Here is a 23,562-nt window from a genome sequence, read left to right as displayed (position 1 = left end):
CGCGGCACTCGACCGCAGGCCGCCCGAAACGGAGGGGACCATCTCACTTGTGGACCATCGGCCGATGCGCAACACTGTGCGGCGACACCGCGAGAGGCAGTGATTCGATGTCGAAGACGACAGCCCTTCTCATGATCTCGACGTTCGTGGCCGCCGTGGGCATGGCCGGCTCGGTCGTACCGGCGCAGGCGGCGACAGCCCACGGTGCCGCCACGATGGATCGCGGCGGCACCACGGGGAAGCCGCCCAGCCCACCCGCGGCCGGCCGGCTCACGACACCGGCGTATGCCCTGCCCGGATGGGGCGACGGGCAGTGGTCCGAACCGGCCGACTGGGGCACGATCCAGACCGCGGACCTCGACGGAGACGGGAGTGCCGAGCTGCTCGGCAGGTCCTCCGTCGGACTCGAGGCATGGGACTTCGACCTCGAGACCGGTCAGTGGCGACCGATGGTGGTCGCCGGTGGGCTCGGCTGGACCGATGAGAACGGCTGGGACCTCAGGCGCCACTACGAGACGATCGGCGCGGCCGACCTCGACCGTGACGGGCGCGATGAGGTGTACGCCCGGTCCGAGAGCGGCATCGTCGTCGCCGAGCTGGGCGGGAACGGCAGATCCTGGATCGGCGTGGATGCCGTCGACCAGCCCTTCGCGGACGACGACCCGCTCGACACGGCGGCGTACTACCCGGTGATCCAGTCCGGGGATCTCGACGGCGACGGGAGCGCTGAACTGATCGGATTCGGCCTGACGGGACTCGTGACCGCCTCCCTCGAGGGCGATGAGTGGCAGGTCGTCGAGACGGGCGCCTTCGCGGCCGATGAATGGCGCGAGCCCGAGCACTACCTCACGATCCACACGGGGGATCTCGACGACGACGGGCGTGACGAGGTGTTCGCTCGCGGGTCGAACGGCCTGGAGGTATGGGGGCTCGAGTCCGGCACCTGGATCCGCCAGGGCCGCGCCGGCCTGTTCGCGGGCGACCAGTGGTCGGAGCCGTCCCGATACCTGACCATCGGCACGGCCGACATCGACGGCGACGGTGATGTCGAGGTGTACGGGCGAGACAGCGGCGGCGTCCGGGTGCTCGACTTCACCGATCCCGGCGGAGCGGAGGACGCGGGCGAGTGGGCGGACATCGGCACGATCTCGGCGTTCTCCAACGCTGCGGGCTGGGATACCGCCTCCCGGTACGCCACGATCCATGCGGCCGATGTCGACGGTGACGGGCGCGACGAGTTCCTCGGCCGGGAGTCGACAGGGATGACGGTGTGGGGCACGACGACGTCGGCCTCGACGACGTGGGCCTCCGAGCAGCGGGTCGACGGTCCCGCATTCACGGACGCGCTCGGATGGCGCCATGCGCGGTACTACGGCACGATCCAGGCGGCCGACGTCGACGGGTTCACGCCGATCGGCTCACGGGGTTCCGCGAACGCGGGACGGGCCGAGTTGATCGGCCGGGGGCCGACCGGCATCCAGACGTACCGATTCGACGCGAAGGCTGGTGCGTGGGTGTCGCCGTCTGTGCAGTTCCCGGCCTTCACCGGCGGCGCGCTCAAGGCGTACAGCGCGATGAGCCGGACCATCACCTGCCCCGCGGCGGACTCGGCCTACTGCACCGACGACATCAGGTCGCGCTACGACGTCGACGTCTCCGACTACCTGGTGCCCTGGGCATCGGAACTCGAGAAGCTCGCGCCGGTCAAGGGAGTCTCGAAGAAGACCTGGGATGCCGTTCGGACCCAGGTCGGCACCGAACTCGGGTGGGCGATCTGGGTGAAGAACGCGATGAACGCGCAGTCGGCACTGGTCGAGGACATCGGGCAGGCGCGGAACGAGAACAGCACGTTCACGTACCTGCACTACGAGAAGCCCCACGACACGCCTCCGGACGTCATCGCGTCGGTCTTCTCCGCGCTGGTCGGCACCGTCGTGGCGGTGGCCAACGCGGCCGACCCCGAGTGGCAGGTCATCGCCGGCGGGATCGACGTGGCCGTGTCATTCGCTGGGAGCTTCGGATCCTCGACGAACGCCTCGGGCACGTACGACGAGATGTTCGGGCCGGGCACGCCGACGTACGTGTCGAACTGGACGCAGCAGGCTCAGGCCGGATTGGTATCCGGAGTGACGACGGTGGTCAACGACTACGGGCTGCTCGCAACGGTCGGCGGCCTGTACGCCGATGAGGAATGGGTCATCCTCGACAGTACCTCGCCGGCGTGGCACCAGGCCGTGGTCGCCGCCGACCGTGCGTACTCGGTCTTCCTCTGGCAGGCCCTCACGCCCACCCTGACCGTGGGATGCGAGACCCTGGAGGGTTGCACCGGCTGGGGCATCTACGGCCTCGAAGATGACAAGTCCGGAAATCCGTACACGATCGGGGGCTTCGCGTACCTGCCTTCCGTGCTTCCCCTGGGCGATTCGCTGGAATCGAAATGGAAGCAGTTGTTCAGGGACGTCAGCATCGACTGCACCCAGACGAGTTGGGATCCGACCACGTGCGGGTACGGCGTCGATCCCGACGACTTCTTCCTCGGACTGGGCGGGTGGGCCCTCCCGTGCGTGGACCTCGTGGCCGGAGCGTGCCTCGCGCTCGAGTCGGAGGCTCTGACCTACGGCACCCGTTCAATCGATGGGTTGGTGGCCGGCTGAAGCGCGAGTGGCGGGCGCTTCGGGCGTGACCTCCCCGCGCCCGGGGACGGACGGGCGGACCGCGGCGGGCGGGGCCTTGACGGTCAAAATGTGAGTAACTAACATTCTGTTGTGACCACCGATACCGGCCGCCGACCGTCCAAGCGCGAACGCACGCTCGCCGCGCTCGTCGAGCACGGGCTCGACCTCTTCGAACGGCAGGGCTACGACCAGACCACCGTCGCCCAGATCGCGCGCGCCGCGGGCGTCACCGAGATGACGTTCTTCCGGTACTTCCCCGCGAAGGAGCACCTGCTCCTCGACGACCCGTACGACCCGCAGCTCACCGCGGCGATCGCCGCGCAACCACGGGAGGTCCCGCCGCTCCTCCGAGCCGCCCGCGGCATCCGCGAGGCGTGGCGCGCGCTGCCCGAGCCCGAGACGCCGATCATCCGCCGTCGCGTTCGCATCGCCGCGACGACGCCGTCGCTCCGCGGCGCGATGTGGCGCAACACGGGCAACACCGAGCGCGCGATCGTCGAGCAGCTCGTCGCCGACGGCGCGGCCCCCGACGTGGCGCGCGTCGCCGCGGCATCCGTGCTCGCCGCCCTCGTCGCAGGGCTCTTCATGTGGGCCGAGGACGAGCGGACCACGCTCGCCGACGCGATCGAGCGAGCCCTCGATGTCCTCGAGGTCGGCTCATGAACGCCGCCGCCCGGTTCGAGGCGCGAGGCGTCACGCGGGCATTCCGCGGCGGCGCCGGCGTGCACGGCATCGACCTCGACGTGGCCGCCGGCGAGATCCACGCGCTCGTCGGCCTGAACGGTGCCGGCAAGACGACCCTCATGCTACTGCTCCTCGGCATGCTGCGGCCCGACTCGGGCACGGTGCGCGTTCGCGGCGTCGACCTGAGCCGGGCCGACGCCGCGACCTGGGCCGGCGTCGGCCACCTCGTCGAGCACCCGCTCGCCTACGCCGAGCTCACCGGGCGCGCCAACCTCGAGATCGCGGCGCGGCTGCACGGCGTCGAGCGCCGTCGCATCGCGGCGGCCGTCGACCGGGCGATCGACGAGTTCGACCTCGTCCGCTACGCGGGGGTCAGGGCGAGCCGCCTCTCGCTCGGAAATCGCCAGCGCGTGGGCATCGCCGGCGCGTTGCTGCACGAGCCCGAGGCCATCGTCCTCGACGAGCCGACGAACGGCCTCGACCCGGCGGGCGTCATCGTCCTGCGCGAGTCGCTGCTCCGTCGCGCGGCGGCGGGAGCGGGCATCCTCGTCTCGAGCCACCACCTCGACGAGGTCGCGCGCGTCGCCGACCGGATCACGGTCGTCAACGACGGGCGAATCATCGGGTCCCTCGACCCGGCGGGATTCGACCTGGAACGGGCGTTCTTCGCGCTCGTGCACGGCGACGACGAGCGCCGGAGGGCGGCGGCATGAGCGGCGCGCGGATCGAAGCGGCCCCGAGCACCGGCCGAGCCGCGGGCCTCCGGCGCGGTGCGCTCCGCGTGGCCGTCGCCGTCGAGGCGCGCAAGGCGATCGCGTCGCGCGTCATGGCCTCGACGACCGCCCTCCTGGTCATCGGCGTGGGCGTGCTCGCGCTCGGGATGCTACTCGCCGCGGCGTCCGGCGACGAACAGGTGCTCGCCAAGCTCGGCCCGCTCGCGGGCGTGCCCGGGTGGGCGGGCCTGGTGGGCGTCGTGCTGCAGATCACCGCGGCCGCCGGGGTGCTCGCCTTCGGCGTGGCCCTCAGCTGGATGTTCGGCCGCGAGTTCGCCGACGGCACCGTCGCGGCGCTGTTCGGCCTGCCGGTGTCGCGCCCGGCGATCGCACTCGGCAAGCTCGCCGTCTACGTCATCTGGTCGGTCGTCGTCGCGATCGCGCTCACGGTCGTCGTCGCGATCGTCGGGTTCGCGATGGGCTTCGGCGCGACGGATGCCGCGGGCGTCGGCGCGATCGTCCGGATCCCGGTGCTCGTCGTGCTCTCCGCACTCATCGCCGTGCCGGCCGGATGGGTCGCGACGATCGGGCGCGGCCTGCTGCCCGGCATCGCCGCGACCGTCGGCATCATCGTGGTCGCGCAGGTCTCGGCGATCGCCGACGTCGGCGCGTGGGTGCCGTTCGTCGCGCCCGCGCTCTGGGCGATCGCGCCCGACGAGGTGCCCGCAGCGGCCCTGCTCACCGTGCCGACGGTGCCGCTCGCGTTCGGAGCGCTGTGCGCGCTGGCCTGGTCGCGACTGCAGCTGGATCGCTAGGAGAGGGCCCGTCCGGCGTGCGTCGGCAGGCCCGCGCCAACCGCCGACTTGACCGCGCCCCCGCCGCCGGTCACGCTGGACCGCATGCCCCACCAGCACCCGCTCCACGCCGACGTCGACGTGCCGTGCCTCTGCTGCGGGAGCGTGCAGCGCTTCCGGTTCGCGTCGGCGTCCGATCAGGTGGTGTGCGGCCACTGCCGGTCGCACCTCGGGCCCGAGCGGGCGGAGCAGCGCGACCGCGAGCACATCGCGCTGTGGCGCGGCATCCTCGAGTCCCACGATCGCGACGCGCGCGACGCGGCCTCGGCGGCGACGACCGCCGCCGCGGAGTCGGCGGCGCTGGTCGCCCGGCTCACGGCAGAGCGCGACCAGCTGCGGGCGGGCGCCATCGACACCGCGAGCGAGGTCGGCACGGCGCTCCAGGACCAGCTGCGCGATGACCGCGTTCGGCGCGCCGAGCGCGCGACCCAGCTCACCGCGAAGCGGGTCGACACGGCGATGGTCGCGCTCTGGCGACTGCAGGCGTTCCATCACCCCGACCCGAGGAAGCCGGGGTCGTGCGTGTGCGGTCGCACGCTCCCGTCATGCGGCGAGAGCCGGATCTTCGAGGGCATGCGGCAGGAGATGCTCGACTGGGAGCGGCGCAACCTCGAACTGCTGCGCGCAGGGAAGCGCCACGGGCTGCCGCCCGAGCATCCCGACGTCGCGGGGGCCGAGGGCCGTCGCTGAGGCGCGGTTCACCGTCGGTCGTCGTCACGATGGGCGGGTGCCGTGCCGCCGCGACCCGCCGATCCTGACGACGACCGGGTCGCGGCGCGGACGGATCAGGCGCGCGCGGCGTCGGCGGGCACGCGCAGCCCGTCGAGCGCGACCGCGACCACGTCGTCGGCCAGCCGCGCGGCATCCTCTCGCCCTCCGGGCCGGTACCACTCGACGATCGAGTTGATCATTCCGAACAGGAGCCGCTCGACGATGCGCACGTCGATGTCGGAGCGCAGCGAGCCCTCGGCCTGCGCCTCGGCGACGAGCGCCGTGACGCGCTTGTCGAACGCGCGCCGTCGCGCGAGCGCGCGCCGCTCGACCTCGGTGTTGCCGCGCACGCGCAGCAGCAGCGTGACGTACGGCAGCTCGGCCACGAGCACGCGGACCGCGCCGCGCAGCACCCCGTCGAGGCGGTCGGCCGCACTGCCGCCCGCCGCCTCGGTCTCGTCGAGCACGCCCTCGAGCGAGCCCAGCGCCTGGTCGAGCGCGCGGTCGAGGATCTCGTCCTTCGAGCTGAAGTGGTGGTAGATCGCGGACTTCGACAGGCCGAGCCGGTCGGCGAGCACGCCCATCGACGTCGCGTCGTAGCCGTACTCGTTGAAGGCCGTGACGGCGACCTCGAGGATGCCCTGCTGGTCGTAGCCGGGGCGTCCTCGCCGGAGCGTCGTGTTCTGAGACATCCGCTTCAGTCTCGCATCCCCGCCCGCCCACGCCGCGAAAGGACGCGATTCGGCGTCGGGAGCGGCGCCCGAGCGCCCATTCGCGTCCGATCGGCGGCGAGCGCGCCGGAGTCGCGCATCAGCGCGGCTCGCGCAGGTCGTACACGCGCTTGTACTTGCCCTCGCTGCGGGGCAGCGTGCCGGGTTCCTCCAGCCGGACGGTCACCGACGAGCCGATGAACTCCTTGATGCGCCCGGCGAGCACGACGGTCGCCGCCCGGCATGCCTCGACCTCGAGGTCGGGGTGGCGCTCGATGCGCACGGTGAGGTCGTCCATGTGGCCGGTGCGGGTGAGCTCGAGGATGAAGTGCGGCGTGAGGTGCTCGATGCCGAGCACGAGCTCCTCGATCTGCGTCGGGAAGAGGTTCACGCCGCGCAGGATGATCATGTCGTCGTTGCGGCCCGTGATCTTCTCGATGCGACGCATGCCGGGGCGCGCGGTGCCGGGCAGCAGGCGCGTGAGGTCGCGCGTGCGGTACCGGATGACCGGGAAGGCCTCCTTCGTGAGCGACGTGAAGACGAGTTCGCCGCGCTCGCCGTCGGCGAGCGGCTCGCCCGTCTCGCCGTCGATGACCTCGGGCAGGAAGTGGTCCTCCCAGACGTGCGGGCCGTCCTTCGTCTCGACCGCCTCGTTGGCGACGCCCGGGCCCATGACCTCGGAGAGCCCGAAGATGTCGACCGCGTCGAGGCCGATGCGCTCCTCGATGCGACGGCGCATCTCGTTCGTCCACGGCTCGGCGCCGAGGATCGCGACCTTCAGCGACGTCGAACGCGGATCGATGCCCGCCTCCTCCATCGCGTCGGCGATCGTCAGCAGGTAGCTCGGCGTGCACATGATGGCGTCGGGCTCGAAGTCGCGGATGAGCTGCACCTGGCGCGCGGTCTGACCACCCGACATCGGGATGACGGTCGCGCCGAGCTTCTCGATGCCGGCGTGCGCGCCGAGGCCGCCCGTGAAGAGGCCGTAGCCGTACGCGTTGTGCACCTTCATCCCGGGGCGCACGCCGGACGCGCGCAGGCAGCGCGCGACGAGCGTCGCCCATCGGTCGAGGTCGTCGTGCGTGTACCCGACGACCGTCGGCCGGCCGGTGGTGCCGGATGACGCGTGGATGCGCGCCACCTGCTCCATCGGCACGGCGAACATGCCGAACGGGTACGTCTCGCGCAGGTCGGCCTTCGTCGTGAAGGGGAGCTTCGCGACATCCGCCAGGCTCTGGATGTCGTCGGGGTGCACGCCGTGCTCGTCGAACTTGCGCGTGTAGAGCGGCACGTTCTCGTAGGCGTGCCGCACGGTCCACTGCAGCCGCTCGAGCTGGAGCGCCTCGATCTCGGCGCGGCTCATGCGCTCCTCGGGGTCGAGCTCGTCGGGTGCGGCGGGCACGAGGCCCGAGACGGTGGGGCGGATCTCGGCGGAGTTCTGCGGAAGGGTCGTCGTCGACACGGTGGCTCCCGGGGTCAGATGGTGCGGTTGGTGGAGATGGAGCGGCCGCGGAACTCGGCGACCGCGTCGCCCAGCTCGTCGACGACCGTCACGTCGTAGAGGCCCGTGCGGCCGCTGCGGGCGCGGCGCACGGCGGTCGCGGTGAGCGTCTGCCCCGCGACGGTGGACTTCAGGAAGGTGATGTCGGCGCCCGCGGCGACGGTGACCCGGTGGTCCTCGTTGCAGGCGATCGCGAAGGCCGTGTCGGCCAGCGTGAAGACGAGCCCGCCGTGGGTGATGGCGAACCCGTTGGTCATGTCCTCGCGGACGCGCATCGAGACGACGGCGTGCCCGGGATCGTCGCGCTCGACGACCATGCCGAGCATGGCCGAGGCGAGGTCGCGCTGCATCATCTCGCGATTGAGACGAGCGGATGCCGCGGCATCCGCCTGCTCGTCGGCAGGCCGATCGGCGCCCTGGCGTTCCGTCGCGACATCCGTCATGCGCTGCTCCTCATCGAGTGCGGGGGAGTCGCCGGCGGCCCTGATTGCCCCGGCGCAGAACCTCAGCATATACTAACTGAACGATCGGTTGGTAAAGTGGTCGCAGCACCGCGCACCATCCGGTCCCGAGAGCATTGGAGTCGACGATGACCGCACCCGCCGACCTGACCGTGGTCGAGAACGACGAGGCCCAGGCGCGCTTCGACGACCTCATCGCGCAGGACTCGCGCATCGAGCCCCGCGACTGGATGCCCGATGCGTACCGCAAGACCCTCATCCGGCAGATCAGCCAGCACGCGCACTCCGAGATCATCGGCATGCAGCCCGAGTCCAACTGGATCTCGCGGGCGCCGAGCCTCAAGCGCAAGGCCATCCTCATGGCCAAGGTGCAGGATGAGGCGGGCCACGGCCTCTACCTCTACTCCGCCGCGCAGACGCTCGGCATCGGGCGGGAAGAGATGATGCAGCAGCTCATCGAGGGCCGCGCCCGCTACTCCTCGATCTTCAACTACACGACCCCGACCTGGGCCGACATGGGGGCCATCGGATGGCTCGTGGACGGCGCCGCGATCTGCAACCAGGTGCCGCTGTGCCGCGCCTCGTACGGGCCGTACGGCCGCGCGATGGTGCGGATCTGCAAGGAGGAGTCGTTCCACCAGCGCCAGGGCTTCGAGATCCTGCTCGAGCTCATGCAGGGCACCGAGGCCCAGCGCGAGATGGCGCAGGACGCGGTCAACCGGTGGTACTGGCCGAGCCTCATGATGTTCGGGCCGCCCGACGACGAGTCGCCGAACTCGGCGCAGTCGATGGCGTGGAACATCAAGCGCTTCTCGAACGACGACCTGCGCCAGCGCTTCGTCGGCATGCTCGTGCCCCAGGCCGAGGTGCTCGGCGTGACGCTCCCCGACCCGAACCTGACGTGGAACGAGGAGCGCCAGGCGTACGACATGAGCGAGATCGACTGGCACGAGTTCAACGAGGTGCTCGCCGGACGCGGACCCGCCAACGCCGAGCGCCTCCGTCGCCGCCGCGAGGCCCACGAGGAGGGCGCCTGGGTGCGCGAGGCCGCGGCCGAGTACGCCCGCAAGCAAGCCGCCAAGGCGGCGGCCGCCGCTTGAGCGCCGCGCACGGCCCGACCCGGTCGGCGTTCGCGCCGACACACAGACCCACCGATCCGCGACGGAGCGGACCGAGACGAGGAGACGAGATGAGCACCCCCGGCGAGACCGGCACCGAGGCCTGGCCCCTGTGGGAGGTCTTCGTGCGCGCCAACCGCGGACTGAGCCACGTGCACGTCGGGTCGCTGCACGCGCCCGACGCCGACATGGCCGTGCGCAACGCCCGCGACCTGTACACGCGCCGCAACGAGGGCGTGTCGATCTGGGTCGTGCCCGCCGACGCGGTCACGACCAGCGACCCCGACGCGAAGGGCGCCTTCTTCGAGAGCCCGGCCGGCAAGAACTACCGGCACGCGGTGTACTACACGAAGTCCGAAGGGGTGAAGCACCTGTGAGCGCCGACCTGGACCCCCACGGCGACGTCACCGTCGACCGCGTCGCGCTCGCCGAGGAGTACGCGGGCGAGGCGGCCGGCGCCGGCCACGAGGCATCCGCGGATGTCGCGGCCTACGCGCTCGGCCTCGGCGACGACGCGCTCGTGCTCGCGCAGCGCCTCGGCGACTGGATCACGCGCGCCCCCGAGCTCGAGGAGGACGTCGCGCTCGGCAACATCGCCCTCGACCTGCTGGGGCACGCGCGCTCGCTGCTGCACTACGCGGGCACGCACGACGGGCGCAGCGAGGACGACCTCGCGTACTTCCGCGACGAGCCTGAGTTCCGCAACGCGTGGCTCTTCGAGCAGCCGAACGGCGACTTCGCGCACACCATCGCCCGGCAGCTCTTCGTCTCGACGTACCTCGTCGAGCTCTATCGCGGTCTCGAGGGGTCGACGGACGCCACGCTCGCCGCGATCGCGGCGAAGGCGTCGAAGGAGGTCGACTACCACCGCGACCACGCGATCCAGTGGACCCTCCGCCTCGCGGGCGGCACCGACGAGTCGCGCCGTCGCATGATCCGCGCGGTCGAGCAGACGTGGCCGTACGTCGAGGAGCTGTTCCGCGACGACGACGTCGCCGCGCGGCTCGCCGCCGACGGCGTCGCGCCGCTGCCGTCGTCGCTGCGCGAGTCGTTCGACGCGGTCATCGACCAGGTGTTCGCCGAGGCCGACCTCGCCCGGCCCGAGGGCCGGCTCGCGTTCGTCGTCGACGGCCGCGGCCGCGAGGGGAAGCACACCGAGCACCTCGGCCCGCTGCTCGCCGAGATGCAGGTGCTCGCCCGCGCGCACCCGGGGGCGTCGTGGTGACCGCGGCCGACGTGCGGCCCGGCGCGGGCGTCGAGGCGGATGCCGCGGCATCCGTCGCCCGTCCCGTGCCGACCGACCCCGCGGCCCGTGCCGCCTGGGACGTCGCCGCGACCGTGACCGACCCCGAGGTGCCCGTGCTCACCATCGAGGACCTCGGGGTGCTGCGCTCGGTCGCGATCGACGAGGGCGGCGCCGTGCGCGTCGAGCTCACGCCGACCTACAGCGGATGCCCCGCGATGGACGCCATGCGCGACGACGTCGTGCTCGCGCTCACGCACGCCGGCTACGACGACGTCGACGTGCGCATGGTGCTCTCGCCCGCGTGGACGACCGACTGGATGAGCGAGTCCGGCAAGGACAAGCTGCGGCAGTACGGCATCCAGGCGCCGTCGGGGAACGCGCCCGTGCGCGACGCGGGGCCGATCCGGCTGCAGATGGCCGTCAAGTGCCCGCGCTGCGACTCCCTGAACACCCGCGAACTCGCCCGCTTCGGCTCGACGTCGTGCAAGGCGCTCTACGAGTGCCGCGACTGCCTCGAGCCCTTCGACTACTTCAAGGTGCTCTGATGGCCGCGATCAACATCGGTTCGACCACGTCCGGTGGTCGAGTAGGGGCGCAGCCCCGTATCGAGACCCCTGCTGCCTCGGGCACGCTCGAGACGGATGCCGCGATCGCGGACGCGTTCCTCGCGAGCGCGGTCGGCGGCGACACCGCTCCGAAGCGTCGCCGCGCCCGGTTCCACTCGCTCGAGGTCGCCGAGGTGCGGCCGCTGACCGACGACGCGGTCGAGGTCACCTTCGCGGTGCCCGACGAGCTCGCCGACGACTACGCGTACCTGCCCGGCCAGTACGTCGCACTGCGGCGCGACTTCGACGGGCACGAGCTCCGCCGGTCGTACTCGATCTGCCGCCCGCCCGTGCGCGGGAGCGTCTCGGTCGCCATCAAGCGCGACCTCGGCGGGCGCTTCTCGACCTGGGCGAACACCGAGCTCGCCGCGGGCGACCGCATCGACGTGATGAGCCCGCAGGGCACGTTCACCTCCGGGCTCGACTCGCTCGACGGCAAGCACGTCGTCGGCATCGCCGCCGGCTCGGGCATCACGCCGCTCATGGCGCTCGCGCACACCGTGCTCGCCCGGTCCGACGACGCGCGATTCACGCTCGTCTACACGAACCGGTCGACCCGCGACGTGATGTTCCTCGAGGAGCTCGCCGAGCTGAAGGACCGCTACCCGTCGCGCCTCGCGCTGCACCACGTGCTCTCGCGCGAGCAGCGCACCGCGCCGCTGCTCTCCGGGCGCATCGACACCGAGAAGCTCGAGCGCATGCTCGACGCGCTCATCCCGCCGGCGACGGTCGACGAGTGGTTCCTGTGCGGGCCGTTCGAGCTCGTGCAGCTCGCGCGCGACACGCTCGAGGCGCGGAGCGTGCCATCCGGTCGGGTTCGCTACGAGCTCTTCACGACCGACGCCGACCGCGCGACGGAGCCCCGGCACGGCCGCCCGGTCACGGTCGAGCGCGGCGAGCCGACGGTCGCGATCGAGTTCACGCTCGACGGGCTGTCGTCGACGGTCGACAGCCCCGTCAGCGCGAACGAGTCGATCCTCAACGCGGCGCTCCGCGTGCGCTCCGACGTGCCGTTCGCGTGCGCCGGCGGCGTCTGCGGCACCTGCCGCGCACGGGTGGTCGACGGCAGCGTGAACATGACCGAGAACTACGCGCTCGAGCCCGAGGAACTGGAGCGCGGATACGTGCTCACCTGCCAGTCGCACGCGACATCCGACCGCGTCGTGGTCGACTACGACGTGTAGCCCCACCCGCCCGCCCACCCGCTCCCGCCCACCCGCTCCCCCGCTCAGGGGGTCACTTCGCGTCATCCGCTCGAGCAGCCGGCCGCGCGGATGTCGCAGAACGACCCCCGAGCGGCCGACACGACGAAGAGGACCGCAATGATCGAGCTCGAGATCCACGACGGCGTGGCCGAGATCACGCTGAACGCCCCCGAGAAGCTGAACGCGTTGAACGAGGAGGCGCTCGCCGAACTCGGCGAGGCCTACGACCAGGCCGAGTACACGAACGTGCGCGCGCTCGTGCTCCGCGGCGAGGGACGCGCGTTCTGCGCCGGGCGCGACATAGCGGGCGTCGACCCGCGTGACGACGACGTGCAGGGCTACCTCGGCGCGCGGGTCGAACCGCTGCTGAAGCGGATGGCGCGCTTCCCCGCGCCGACGTTCGCCGTCGCGCACGGCGCGTGCCTCGGCGTCGGCCTCGGCCTCCTCATCGCGAGCGACATCGTGTACGTCGCCGACAGCGCGAAGATCGGCTCGCCGTTCAAGAACCTCGGCGCGACGCTCGACTCCGGCGGCCACGCGCTGTTCTACGAGCGCCTCGGCGCGCACCGCGCGATGGATCTCATCGTCACGGGGCGGCTCATGTCGGGTGCCGAGGCCGTCGCGGCCGGGCTCTTCTCGCGGGTCTTCCCCGCCGACGAGGTGCTCGAGGCCACGCGTGCCGCGGCGCGGGACGCGGCATCCGGCCCCACCCAGGCCTTCGTGGCGTCGAAGCGGCTCATCGCCGACCTGCGCGACCACCGGCACGGCCTCTGGGCGTCGATGTCGGACGAGAATCGCGCCCAGGCGGCGCTCTGCGACACCGACGACTACCGGGAGGGCTTCGCGGCATTCCAGGAGAAGCGCGCGCCGCACTTCACCGGGCGCGGCTGAGCGCCGGGCTGCCCGGTCAGGGCACCCGACGGTCGTCGTCGCGCTCCTGCTCGTGCTCGGCGATGTCGCGACCCAGGTCGTCCTCGATGAGGAGGTCGCGGCGCAGGGCGTCGGTGCGGTAGGCGGCGCGGCCGAGCATGTGCGCGGTCATCGGCTGGGTGAGCAGCTGGAACGTCATGATGAGCACGACGGTCGAGACCACGCCCCACGCGGGCACGCGCAGCACGATCGCGAGGAGTACGACCGCGAGGCCCAGCACCTGCGGCTTGGTCGCCGCGTGCAGCCGGGTCAGCACGTCGGGGAAGCGCAGTGCGCCGACGCCGGCCGCCATCGAGAGGAAGCCGCTCAGCAGGATGAGCGCGCCGATCCCGATCTCGGTGAGGGTCACGAGCGGTCCTCCTTCCCGATGAACCGGGCGATCGCGATCGAGCCGACGATCGCGAACAGCGCGAGCACGAGGAGCACCACGAGCGTGTCGGTGTGCCGGTTGATCGACATCTCGGCGGCGAGCCCGCACATGGCGATCGCGAGGAGCACGTCGGTCGCGAGGGCGCGATCGAGGATCGTCGGACCCCGGATGATGCGGACGAGCGCCGCGATCGCGCCGATGCCGAACATCACGCCCGCGATGATGCCCATGACGGCCAGCGCGCTCATGCGTCGTCCTCCCGTTCGGCGAGCTCCTCCGGCTCGGGGCGCGCGGCCTCGAGCTTCCGTCCCGTGGCGCGACGGTGCCGGCGCGCCGCGCGGACGGCCTCCGCCTGCTCGTGCGTGCCGATGGCGAGCACGATGCGTTCCTCGGTGGCGAGCACGTGCCGTCGGACCCCGACCAGGTCGGCCTCGGTGCGCGTTCCGAGGGCGTGCAGGTAGAGCAGCCCGCGCTCGCGGTCGATGTCGACCACGACCGTGCCCGGCACGACCGTGATCGCCTCGGCCGTGAGCGTCGTCACGAGGTCGGAGCGCGTGAGGAGCTGGACTGCGATGATCGCGTTCATCGGCGTCCAGCCCGGCCACACCGCCCGAGCGGCGACCTGCACCGATGCGACGGCGACGTCGAGCATCATCCACAGTCCGAGCAGCAGCCCGCGCCACGGGTTGAATCGGCCGCTGAGGAGGACGGGCGGCAGGTAGAGCGCGCGCGTGACGGCGATCGCGAGGATCACGCCCGTGGTGACGGTGAGCACGTCGACGTGGTCCCAGAGGAAGATCCACAGCGCGACGAGGGCGGCGAGGAGCGGCAGCTGCCGCCACACCGCCTGCCATCGGGTGAGGTCCTCGGGCCGGGTCCGCGGTGGCGGCGACGGCGGCGACGGCGGCCCCGGCGCGGCCGGCGACGCGCCGGAACCCGCGGCCGTCGTGGCCGGGTCGCGCGCGGCATCCGTCATCGCACACCCCCCGGGAAGACGATCGAGACGTACACGCTCGCGTCGCGCAGGTTCTCGGCTGCGCGGCTCGACAGCTCGAACAGCGGGCCGGCGAAGACCGTGAGGGCGAGGGTCAGCGCCACGAGCGCGGCGGTCGCGGCGAGCATGAGCACCGGCGTCGTGCGCGTCGCGACGACGGTCGTCGCGCCGGGCGCCTCCTGCACCGAGTCGATGAGCCGTGAGCGGTACCCCTCGAGCTCGGCCTTCGGTCGCCAGAACGCGAGGTTCCAGAACCGTGCCAGCGCGTAGAGCGTCACGATCGAGGTCGCCGCGCCGATCGCGACGACCGTCCAGATCAGCCAGTCCGGTCCCGGCGTCGAGGTGCCGAGGGTCTCGGTCGACGGCGTCGCGCCGCCCGCGGCATCCGCCCCCGAGACGAACAGTCCCACCTTGCCGAGGAAGCCGGAGAACGGCGGGATGCCGCCGAGGTTCATCGCCGGCACGAAGAACAGCACGGCGAGCATCGGCGACGCGCGACGCAGTCCGCCGAGGCGCGTGATCGACGTCGACCCGCCGAATCGCTCGATGAGCCCGGTCGTGAGGAACAGCGTCGTCTGCACGCTGATGTGGTGGATGACGTAGTAGATCGTCGCCGCGAGGCCCGCGACGCTCGCGAGCCCGATGCCGAAGATCATGTACCCGATGTGGCTGACCAGCGTGAACGAGAGCAGGCGCTTGATGTCGGCCTGCGTGAGCGCACCGAGGATGCCGACCGCGAGCGTCAGCCCGCCGATCACGAGGAACAGCGTCGACAGGTCGGACTCGGGGAAGAGCACCGTCTCGGTGCGGATGATCGCGTAGACGCCGACCTTCGTGAGCAGGCCCGCGAACACGGCCGTGACCGGGGCGGGCGCCGTCGGGTACGAGTCGGGCAGCCAGAACGACAGCGGGAAGACCGCGGCCTTGATGCCGAACGCGATGAGCAGCAGCAGGTGCAGGATCAGCTGGACGTCCTGCGGGAGTTCAGCGAGGCGCACCGAGAGCTGCGCGATGTTCGCGGTGCCGGTCGCACCGTAGACGAGTGCGATCGCGCTGAGGAAGAACAGCGACGACACGAGGCTCACGATGATGTACGTCACGCCCGCCCGGATGCGCTCGCCCGTGCCGCCGAGCGTGAGCAGCACGTAGCTCGCCGACAGCAGGATCTCGAAGCCGACGTAGAGGTTGAACAGGTCGCCGGCGATGAACGCGTTGAAGACGCCCGCCGACAGGATCAGGTAGGTCGGGTGGAAGATCGAGACCGGCGTCTCGCGGTGCTGGTCGGCGATGCCCTGGCCGACGGCGTAGACGAGCACGCCGAGCAGCATGAGCGCCGAGATGATGATCATGATCGCCGACAGCCGGTCGACGACGAGCACGATGCCGAACGGCGGCGGCCACGCGCCGACCGCGACCGCGATGCCCGAGCCCGACGCGTCGACCCGCGCGAGCAGCACCGCGGCGATCGCCGCGACCGCGGCGAGCACGACCGTGCTCACCGCCATCTGCGCGCGCTGGCGGCGGCCCAGCATGAGCGCGACCGCCGCGCCGATGAGCGGCAGCAGCACCATCAGGGGCACGAGCGCGTCGGTCATTCGCGATCCCCGTCCTCGTCGCTCGCGTCGAGCACGGCCTGCACGGCGCGATCGTCCTCCTCGGAGCTGCGGTAGAGGTCCGCGGTCTCCTCGGCGTCCTCGGCCATCTCGTCCTCGTCGCCGATGAGGTCGCCGCGCTCGCCGAGCTGGGCGAGCCACCAGCTGCGGTAGATGAGCGCCAGCATGAACGCGGTGATGCCGAGGTTGATGACGATCGCGGTGAGCACGAACGCCTGCGGCAGCGGGTCGGACATCGCGTCGGGGTCGACGCCCTCGCCGAGGATCGGCGCGAGCCCCGGCATCCCGCCCATGACGAACATGAACAGGTTCACGCCGTTGCCGACGAGGAGGAACCCGATGAGCACACGCGTGAGGCTGCGTTCGAGCATGACCGTGAGGCCGGTGCCGAAGAGCACGGCGGCGACGATGACGAGCGTCAGCGAGGCGGTCATGCGGGCACCTCCGCGGGGTCGGCGGGAACGGCGTCGGGGCCGGCCTCGTCGATCTGGCGGTCGATCTCGGCGCCGAGCGTGCGCAGGATGTCGAGGACGAGACCGACCACCACGAGGTACACGCCGATGTCGAACAGGGTCGACGTGCCGATCGAGAGCGTTCCGAGCACGGGCACCTCGGTCTCGAACCAGGACGACTCGAACACCGTGAGGCCGAAGACCAGCGAGGATGCCGCGGTGCCGGCGGCCACGAACAGGCCCGTGCCGAGCAGGAGGCCCGCATCGACGGGAGCCGCCTCACCGAGCTCGTACCGACCTCCGGCGAGGTAGCGTGCGACGAGCGCGAGCCCGGCGAGGAGCCCGCCGGCGAAGCCGCCCCCGGGTGCGTTGTGGCCGACGAAGAGCAGGAACACCGAGACCACGATCGCCGGGTGGAAGAGCAGGCGCACGAGCACCTCGATGAGGATCGAGCGGTTGCGCGGCGAGAGGGTGCGACCGGCGAGGAGCCAGGTCTGGCGGGTCGCCGCGGCCTCGGCGGCGGCGTCGGTCTCGTGCTCGACGTCGGCGAGCGGACGACGTGCCGCGCGCATGGAGGCGGCCTGTTCCGGCACCGGCCGAAGGCGACTGCGCCGGTCGACGTCCTCCAGGCGCGGCGCACCCCCCTGGCGCCCCGAGACGAAGATGAGGCTCGCGACGCCCGTCGCGACCGCGACGAGCACCGAGATCTCGCCGAGCGTGTCCCAGGCGCGGATGTCGACGAGCAGCGCGTTCACGAGGTTCTTCGCGTGCGCCTCCTCGGCGAGCGCCGGCAGCCCTCCGGCGATGGTCGGCTGCATGCGCGACCCGAGTGCGACCACGCCGACGACGGCCATGACGATGCCGGCGAGCGCGCCGAGCGCGATGCGGAGCGGCGCCCTGACGACCGCGCGCCGACCGGTCACCTGTCGCGGAAGTCGACGGAGCACGAGCACGACGACCACGATCGTCAGGGTCTCGACGAGCGCCTGCGTGAGCGCGAGATCGGGCGCGCCGCCCATGCCGAAGATGAGCACCATGCCGTAGCCGGTCGCGCCGACGAGCAGCACGGCGGTCAGCCGCTGCCGCACGACGACGGCCGCCGAGGCGGCGATGATCATGGCCAGGGCGATCACGGGCTGCGCCCAGCCGTCCGCGAGCCGGATGTCGGTGGGCCACGTGCCGTTCGCCGCCGCCGCGCCGCCGAGGCCGAGGATGAACACCGCGACGATCACGGCGAGGTAGCCCGGAAGGCCCCCGGACTGGATGAGCGTGGTGACCCGCGCCGCGCCGCGGTCGATCGCGCCCACGAGTCGGATGTACCCGCGCCCGGCGTCGATCGTGTCGGGCACCGCGGCCTGGGCGTGGCCGACCGCGTCGCGCTGCCACACGAGCAGTGCGCCGACGCCGAACACTAGTGCCGAGATCGCGAGCGCCGGCTCGAGGCCGTGCCAGAGCGCGAGGTGGTAGTCGGTCGGGCCGGGCAGGGTCTTCGCGTAGGCGTCGAGCAGCGGCTCGCTGAGCGGGAGGGCGAACGCGGTCGCGAGCGAGGCGGCGGCGAGGACGCCGGGCGCGAACGACATCATCGCGGGCTCGCGGTGCACCGGGGTCGGATCGGCGCCCGGGCGCGAACCGAACGCGCCATCGACGAAGCGCCAGCTGTACGCGAAGGTGAGCATCGACCCGACCACCGCGGTCGCGAGTGCCGCCCAGGCCCAGGCTGCGCCCGGTTCGCCGGATGCCGCGGCCTCGAGCTGCGCCGTGAACACCGCCTCCTTCGCCACGAAGCCGAGCAGTGGCGGGAGCCCCGCCATCGACGCGGCCGCCACCGTCGCGAATGCGGCGAGCCAGGGCATCCGCCGCCCGAGGCCCGACAGCTTCCGCTTGTCGCGCGTCCCCGCGGCGTGGTCGACGATGCCGACCGTGAGGAACAGGGCCGCCTTGAACAGCGCGTGCGCGAGCAGGAGGGCGGTGCCGGCGAGTGCTGCGTCGCGCGTGCCCTGGCCGACGACGAGGATCAGGAAGCCGAGCTGGCTCACCGTGCCGTAGGCGAGGACGAGCTTGAGGTCGGTCTGCCGGAGCGCGCGCCATCCGCCGACCAGCATCGTGAACCCGCCGACGCCGATCACGATCGGATGCCACACCGCGAGCGCCGCGTAGCCCGGCGCGAGGACGGCGACGAGGTACACGCCCGCCTTCACCATCGCGGCGGCGTGCAGGTAGGCCGACACGGGCGTCGGCGCCGCCATGGCGGCCGGGAGCCAGAAGTGGAACGGCACGAGCGCGCTCTTCGATATCGCGCCGACGAGTACGAGCGCGACGCCGACCTCGGCCGCTGCACCCGTCACCGGGTCGGCGACGAGCTCGGCGAGCGAGGTGGTGCCGCCCGCGACCGTGAGGATCACGAGTCCGACGAGCATCGCCAGCCCGCCGAAGGTGGTGACGGTGAGCGCCTGCAGGGCGGCGCCGCGCGCCTCGCGCTTCGCCGCGTCGTGGCCGATCAGGAGGTAGGAGAGCACGCTCGTGGCCTCCCAGAACGTGAACAGCACGAACACGTCGTCGGAGGTCACGAGGCCGAGCATGACCCCCGCGAACCCGAGCAGGAGCGCGGCGAAGCGATTGAGCGACGGCTCGTCGTCGCGGAAGTACCAGGTGCAGTAGAGCAGTACGAGCGCGCCGACGCCGGTGACGATCAGCGCGAGCAGCAGGGAGAGCGCGTCGAGCCGGAACGAGAGTGCGATGTCGAGTGCGCGGATCCACTCGATCCGCTCGGTCACGACCTCGCCGCCCGCGACCGCCGGCACGAACGTCAGCAACCAGGCGAACACGACGGTCGGCACGAGTGCGATGACCGGGAAGATGCGGCGACCCAGCACCCCTGCGGCGAACGGCGTGACCAGGGCCACTGCGGCGAACGCCAGCAGGGAGACGATCATCCGTGCTCCCCCCGCGTGCGTTCCGACCGTCCCGACAGTCTATCGAGGAGGACGCGCGGAACTGCGGGCTGGGAGGATGGCCGCATGCCGATCCTCATCGACCCGCTCGAGCTCGCCGCCCGCCTCGGCGGCGAGCAAGCCGCACTTCCGGATTCGCCGCGCACCCGGGTGCTCGACGTCCGATGGACCCTCGCCGAGCCCGACGGGAGCGGTGCATACCGCGCGGGGCATATTCCGGGGGCGGTGTACGTCGACCTCGACACGGAGCTCGCCGACCACTCCGCGATCGGCGAGGGGCGGCATCCGCTCCCCTCCGAGGCGGAGTTCCGGCGCGCGATGCGGCGCTGGGGGCTCCGCGACGGCGACGCGGCAGTGGTCATGGACGACTGCTCCGGCATGTCGGCTGCGCGCGCGTGGTGGCTGCTGCGGCACGCGGGGTTCGGCGACGTGCGCATCCTCGACGGCGGGCTCGGCGCTTGGCGTGCGGCGGGGCTTCCGCTCGAGCAGGGCGACGTCGTGCCGGAACCTGGCGACGCGAGCGCGCACTTCGGCACCATGCCCGTGATCGACCTCGACGAGGCGGATGCGCTCGGGGCGGCCGACCGCGGCGTGCTGCTCGACGGGCGCGCCGGAGAGCGCTACCGCGGCGAGGTCGAACCGATCGACCCCAGGGCCGGGCACATCCCCGGCGCCGTCTCCGCGCCGACGGCGGACAACGTCGGCCCCGACGGCCGGTTCCTTCCGGTCGACGCACTGCGCGCGCGGTTCGCCGCGCTCGGAGTCGACGCCGCGCACCCGGTCGCGGCGTACTGCGGTTCGGGGGTCACCGCGGCGCACGCCGTCGCCGCGCTCGAGCTCGCGGGCATCGGGGCCGCGCTGTACCCGGGTTCGTTCAGCCAGTGGTCGAACCACGCCGAGCGCCCGGTCGCGCTCGGAGCGTCGCCCGACGGGGAGTGACCGAGCCTAGTCCGCGGCGGATTCCGGTTCCGGCCCGGGTTCCGGCGCCTCCGACGTCTCCGGCCGACGGCCGATGCCGATGAGCGTCGTGATGTCGACGGATGCGACGTCGCGCTCCGCGACGGCCGCGAGGTAGCGTTCGCGCACGCCCTCGACCGTCTCGTCGTCGAGGTCGCCGAGCATCGCCCGCATGCCGGTGCCGACCACGAGCGCCCACGCGATCTCCGGTGCCAGGTCGAGGTGCCGGGGGACCGCCTCGGCGCGCACGTCGACGAGCCCCCGCTCGGCGAGCCAGTGCGCGAGTCCGCCCGCCGTCCCGGCGCCCGGCATCACCGGGCTGTCGTCCTCGTCGAGCGGCGGAACGCGCGGGTCGTCGGCCGGCAGCGCCGACGCGAGCAGCTCGGGCAGCGGTTCGAACGCGCCATCCGCCCACACCGTGAGTGCGACCCGCCCGCCGGGCCGGGCGCACTGCACGAGGTGCTCGACGCCGGCCGAGACATCCTCGAAGAAGAACACGCCCAGCACGCACTGCACGAGGTCGTAGCCCGTGTACGGCCACGTCGTCGCGTCGGCCTCGTGGACCCGCAGCCACGGCACGTGCGCGCCCGCGCGCTCGCGGAGCGTCGCGAGCATCGCCTCGGAGCGGTCCACCGCGTCGACGAGCCCGCCGGGCCCGACCAGCTCCGCGGTCGGCAGGGCCGACGCACCCGCACCGGCGCATGCGTCGAGCACGCGCTCATCGAACCGCGGCGCGGCCCGCAGCACCGTCGCCCGCGAGATCGGATCCCACATCGACTCGTCGAGTGCGGTGAACGTCGGCGCCGCGTCCGTGAAGACGGCCGCGACATCGGGCTCGAGTGCTGCTTCCCCCATGCGCACATTGTCACCCGGGCGCACGCATTCGTGAAGACTCAGGGAATCGAGACATCCGGAGTGCAGACTTGTGGTTCACGTCTGCTTTTCGACCCTGAATCGAGTACCCCTCCATGAATCGTGCCCTGCGTCGTGGCGCGCCCATCGCACTCGCCTCCGTGACCGCCCTGCTCCTCGTCGGATGCGCCACCGGCGGCGACGCGCCCGAGCCCACGTCGACGGATGCCGCGGCCGCGTGCCTCGAGGTCGAGGCCGGCGAGCAGAGCGACGCGATCGAGGTCTCGGGCGACTTCGGCGGCACGCCGACCGCGACCTTCGACGCACCGCTCGAGGCCGACGAGCTCCAGCGCACGATCGTGACCGAGGGCGACGGCGACCCGACCGCGCCCGGCGACCAGGTCAGCGCGCAGGTGACCGCGTTCTCCGGCAGCACCGGCGAGCAGCTCTTCTCGCAGCCGGCGACGCTCGAACTCGAGGAGGGGACGCTCTACGACGGCTTCCGTGCGGGCGCCGACTGCGTGCCGCTCGGCTCGCGCGTCGTCACGGTCGCGCCCGCGTCGTCGATCTACGGCGACGAGGGCAACGAGGGCATCGGCGTCGCGCCGGGCGAGACGCTCGTCATCGTGACCGACGTGCAGGAGCTCGTCGAGCTGCCCGTGCCCGGCGAGTGGACGGACGACGTGCCGACCGTCGAGTTCGCGGAGGACGGCACCCCGACCGTGACGATCCCCGACGCGGAACCGTCCGACGAACTGCTCGTGAAGGTCCTCGAGGAGGGCGACGGCGACGTCGTCACCGAGGACGACACGGTCACCGTCGACTACCAGGGCGTCGTGTGGGAGACCGGAGAGGTCTTCGACCAGAGCTTCGGCAACACGCCCGTCCCGTTCTCGATCTCGGGCGTCATCCCCGGCTTCGGCGCGGCGCTCGTCGGCCAGCCGGTCGGCACGAAGCTGCTCGTCACCATCCCGCCGGCGCTCGGCTACGGCGAGGAGGAGTCCTCGAACGGCCTCGGCGGCCAGACCCTCGTGTTCTACGTCGAGATCACGGAGACCCGCACCGACGGCTGATCCCCGGCACTCGCGACGCGCCCGCGGCATCCCCCTTCGAGGGCGGATGTCGCGGGCGCGCTGTTTCGGTTCGCGCGGTCTTGCCTCGGCCGCGGTGCAGTCCGCCCGAGTGCGACCTCTGCGGACGAGTGCGAGCCCGAGGCGTACTCGTCCGCAGAAGTCGCACTCGGACGACGGAGCGCGCGACGGGACGGAGTCGCATACGGCGAAGGGTCAGCCGGAGCCATGGAGATCCACAGGGTCGGCACGGAGGCTGGGGAATGCCCCGGTCAGCCCGGACGTTGTACCTGTATCCGGCACCCCTATGGCCGGACGGAATGGAGGACGGAGTGGGCATCAGCTACGTCGAGTTCGAAGACGATGCCGGCATCCTGCGCCGCTACCGCAAGCACGTGAACGGTCGCGGGCTCGTCGCGACGACCGCGAAGGTGGATGCGTCGGCGTTCGTCGACCCGACCGCATACGTCGATCCCGGCGCGGAAGTGCAGCGGGGCGCGACCCTCGCGCACGGCGCGTGGGTGGAACAGGACGCGATCGTCGCCGAGAACGCGACGATCGGCGTGAACGCACGCGTCGGCCGTGGCGCCGTCGTCGGACGCTTCGCCGTCGTCGGGCCGTACGCGGCCGTCGGCGCGGGCGCCCGAGTGCAGAACGGCGCGCGCGTGCCGCGCGAGGCGACCGTCCCCGAGGGTGCGGAGCATCGCGCGTCGGGCGACGACCTGCGCCGCCTGGGCCTCGCGGCCTGAGCCGCGCCGCGGCCGATCGCCGCTTCGAAGCAACGGATGCCCCGGGCACCTGCCCGGGGCATCGTCGTGTCCGCTCACGTCGGACTTCGCCCGCACTCCGTCCCGAACGCGCGACGAGATGCCGGTTCCGGCGGGGACGCC

General features: G+C 72.1%; 24 protein-coding genes. 14 read left to right on the top strand and 10 right to left on the bottom strand.

Annotated elements, in window-relative coordinates:
- Positions 1 to 107 precede the first annotated feature (107 nt).
- From ACIQH8_RS08220 to ACIQH8_RS08200, 5 genes are all read left to right on the top strand, one after another.
- Positions 108 to 2,654: an FG-GAP repeat domain-containing protein gene (locus ACIQH8_RS08220; protein WP_400996978.1), complete on the top strand. Its 2,547-nt coding sequence runs from the start codon at positions 108 to 110 to the stop codon at positions 2,652 to 2,654.
- Positions 2,655 to 2,765: 111 nt separating this feature from the next.
- Entirely contained in the window at positions 2,766 to 3,338 is a 573-nt protein-coding gene (locus ACIQH8_RS08215; protein ID WP_400996976.1) for a TetR family transcriptional regulator, read from the top strand.
- Positions 3,335 to 4,072: an ABC transporter ATP-binding protein gene (locus ACIQH8_RS08210; protein ID WP_400996975.1), complete on the top strand. Its 738-nt coding sequence runs from the start codon at positions 3,335 to 3,337 to the stop codon at positions 4,070 to 4,072. The genes ACIQH8_RS08215 and ACIQH8_RS08210 overlap by 4 nt, the downstream gene beginning before the upstream one ends.
- Positions 4,069 to 4,887, top strand: coding sequence for an ABC transporter permease (locus ACIQH8_RS08205; RefSeq protein WP_400996974.1), 819 nt, complete (start codon positions 4,069 to 4,071; stop codon positions 4,885 to 4,887). The genes ACIQH8_RS08210 and ACIQH8_RS08205 overlap by 4 nt, the downstream gene beginning before the upstream one ends.
- 84 nt (positions 4,888 to 4,971) lie before the next feature.
- Positions 4,972 to 5,616, top strand: coding sequence for a hypothetical protein (locus ACIQH8_RS08200; protein WP_400996973.1), 645 nt, complete (start codon positions 4,972 to 4,974; stop codon positions 5,614 to 5,616).
- A 95-nt stretch (positions 5,617 to 5,711) separates the two neighbouring features.
- Here ACIQH8_RS08200 and ACIQH8_RS08195 read toward each other — a convergent pair whose 3' ends face one another.
- From ACIQH8_RS08195 to paaI, 3 genes are all read right to left on the bottom strand, one after another.
- On the bottom strand, positions 5,712 to 6,329 hold the full coding sequence (locus ACIQH8_RS08195; protein ID WP_400996971.1) for a TetR/AcrR family transcriptional regulator: 618 nt from the start codon (positions 6,327 to 6,329) through the stop codon (positions 5,712 to 5,714).
- Between the two features lie 118 nt (positions 6,330 to 6,447).
- On the bottom strand, positions 6,448 to 7,710 hold the full coding sequence (gene paaK, locus ACIQH8_RS08190; RefSeq protein WP_400997890.1) for a phenylacetate--CoA ligase PaaK: 1,263 nt from the start codon (positions 7,708 to 7,710) through the stop codon (positions 6,448 to 6,450).
- Positions 7,711 to 7,823: 113 nt separating this feature from the next.
- Entirely contained in the window at positions 7,824 to 8,360 is a 537-nt protein-coding gene (gene paaI / locus ACIQH8_RS08185; protein WP_400996968.1) for a hydroxyphenylacetyl-CoA thioesterase PaaI, read from the bottom strand.
- Positions 8,361 to 8,437: 77 nt separating this feature from the next.
- On the opposite strand from paaI, the gene paaA reads away from it, so the two are divergent.
- The 6 genes from paaA (at position 8,438) to ACIQH8_RS08155 (ending at position 13,374) form a co-directional block, all read left to right on the top strand.
- Positions 8,438 to 9,409, top strand: coding sequence for a 1,2-phenylacetyl-CoA epoxidase subunit PaaA (gene paaA / locus ACIQH8_RS08180; RefSeq protein WP_400996966.1), 972 nt, complete (start codon positions 8,438 to 8,440; stop codon positions 9,407 to 9,409).
- A gap of 89 nt (positions 9,410 to 9,498) precedes the next feature.
- A complete protein-coding gene (gene paaB / locus ACIQH8_RS08175) occupies positions 9,499 to 9,804 on the top strand; it encodes a 1,2-phenylacetyl-CoA epoxidase subunit PaaB (protein ID WP_067948099.1) in 306 nt (101 codons plus the stop codon).
- Positions 9,801 to 10,652: a 1,2-phenylacetyl-CoA epoxidase subunit PaaC gene (gene paaC, locus ACIQH8_RS08170; protein ID WP_400996962.1), complete on the top strand. Its 852-nt coding sequence runs from the start codon at positions 9,801 to 9,803 to the stop codon at positions 10,650 to 10,652. The genes paaB and paaC overlap by 4 nt, the downstream gene beginning before the upstream one ends.
- Positions 10,653 to 10,717: 65 nt before the next feature.
- Positions 10,718 to 11,218 (top strand): 1,2-phenylacetyl-CoA epoxidase subunit PaaD, encoded by a 501-nt coding sequence (gene paaD, locus ACIQH8_RS08165; protein WP_400997888.1) that lies wholly within the window; start codon positions 10,718 to 10,720, stop codon positions 11,216 to 11,218.
- A complete protein-coding gene (gene paaE, locus ACIQH8_RS08160; protein WP_400996960.1) occupies positions 11,218 to 12,462 on the top strand; it encodes a 1,2-phenylacetyl-CoA epoxidase subunit PaaE in 1,245 nt (414 codons plus the stop codon). The genes paaD and paaE overlap by 1 nt, the downstream gene beginning before the upstream one ends.
- Before the next feature lie 138 nt (positions 12,463 to 12,600).
- Complete coding sequence (locus tag ACIQH8_RS08155) at positions 12,601 to 13,374, top strand: enoyl-CoA hydratase/isomerase family protein (protein ID WP_400996958.1); 774 nt, start codon at positions 12,601 to 12,603, stop codon at positions 13,372 to 13,374.
- A 16-nt stretch (positions 13,375 to 13,390) separates the two neighbouring features.
- Here the strand turns inward: ACIQH8_RS08155 and mnhG are convergent, their stop codons facing one another.
- Genes mnhG through ACIQH8_RS08125 form a run of 6 tightly spaced genes read right to left on the bottom strand, consistent with a single transcriptional unit; the run spans position 13,391 to position 19,775 of the window.
- The gene (gene mnhG, locus ACIQH8_RS08150) at positions 13,391 to 13,762 is read right to left on the bottom strand and encodes a monovalent cation/H(+) antiporter subunit G (protein ID WP_400996956.1); all 372 of its coding nucleotides are present in this window, start codon (positions 13,760 to 13,762) and stop codon (positions 13,391 to 13,393) included.
- Positions 13,759 to 14,031, bottom strand: coding sequence for a monovalent cation/H+ antiporter complex subunit F (locus ACIQH8_RS08145; protein WP_400996954.1), 273 nt, complete (start codon positions 14,029 to 14,031; stop codon positions 13,759 to 13,761). The genes mnhG and ACIQH8_RS08145 overlap by 4 nt, the downstream gene beginning before the upstream one ends.
- Entirely contained in the window at positions 14,028 to 14,759 is a 732-nt protein-coding gene (locus ACIQH8_RS08140) for a Na+/H+ antiporter subunit E (RefSeq protein ID WP_400996952.1), read from the bottom strand. Before ACIQH8_RS08140 ends, ACIQH8_RS08145 begins: the two co-directional genes overlap by 4 nt.
- A complete protein-coding gene (locus ACIQH8_RS08135; RefSeq protein ID WP_400996950.1) occupies positions 14,756 to 16,372 on the bottom strand; it encodes a Na+/H+ antiporter subunit D in 1,617 nt (538 codons plus the stop codon). Before ACIQH8_RS08135 ends, ACIQH8_RS08140 begins: the two co-directional genes overlap by 4 nt.
- Positions 16,369 to 16,824: a sodium:proton antiporter gene (locus tag ACIQH8_RS08130; RefSeq protein WP_400996948.1), complete on the bottom strand. Its 456-nt coding sequence runs from the start codon at positions 16,822 to 16,824 to the stop codon at positions 16,369 to 16,371. The genes ACIQH8_RS08135 and ACIQH8_RS08130 overlap by 4 nt, the downstream gene beginning before the upstream one ends.
- The gene (locus tag ACIQH8_RS08125) at positions 16,821 to 19,775 is read right to left on the bottom strand and encodes a Na+/H+ antiporter subunit A (protein ID WP_400996946.1); all 2,955 of its coding nucleotides are present in this window, start codon (positions 19,773 to 19,775) and stop codon (positions 16,821 to 16,823) included. The genes ACIQH8_RS08130 and ACIQH8_RS08125 overlap by 4 nt, the downstream gene beginning before the upstream one ends.
- Before the next feature lie 84 nt (positions 19,776 to 19,859).
- Here ACIQH8_RS08125 and ACIQH8_RS08120 point away from each other — a divergent pair, with 84 nt between their 5' ends.
- A complete protein-coding gene (locus ACIQH8_RS08120) occupies positions 19,860 to 20,732 on the top strand; it encodes a sulfurtransferase (RefSeq protein WP_400996944.1) in 873 nt (290 codons plus the stop codon).
- A 6-nt stretch (positions 20,733 to 20,738) separates the two neighbouring features.
- Here ACIQH8_RS08120 and ACIQH8_RS08115 read toward each other — a convergent pair whose 3' ends face one another.
- On the bottom strand, positions 20,739 to 21,605 hold the full coding sequence (locus tag ACIQH8_RS08115; protein WP_400996941.1) for a class I SAM-dependent methyltransferase: 867 nt from the start codon (positions 21,603 to 21,605) through the stop codon (positions 20,739 to 20,741).
- Between the two features lie 113 nt (positions 21,606 to 21,718).
- Between ACIQH8_RS08115 and ACIQH8_RS08110 the strand changes: the two genes are divergently transcribed.
- Both ACIQH8_RS08110 and ACIQH8_RS08105 read left to right on the top strand, forming a co-directional pair.
- A complete protein-coding gene (locus ACIQH8_RS08110; RefSeq protein WP_400996939.1) occupies positions 21,719 to 22,675 on the top strand; it encodes an FKBP-type peptidyl-prolyl cis-trans isomerase in 957 nt (318 codons plus the stop codon).
- A gap of 317 nt (positions 22,676 to 22,992) precedes the next feature.
- Entirely contained in the window at positions 22,993 to 23,421 is a 429-nt protein-coding gene (locus tag ACIQH8_RS08105; RefSeq protein WP_400996936.1) for a transferase, read from the top strand.
- Positions 23,422 to 23,562 lie beyond the last annotated feature (141 nt).

The organism is Agromyces sp. GXQ0307 (assembly GCF_044769845.1).
In the GTDB taxonomy this organism is placed as follows: domain Bacteria; phylum Actinomycetota; class Actinomycetes; order Actinomycetales; family Microbacteriaceae; genus Agromyces.
Note: the sequence above shows the minus strand (reverse complement) of the source record. Positions and strands in the feature narration are given on the sequence as shown.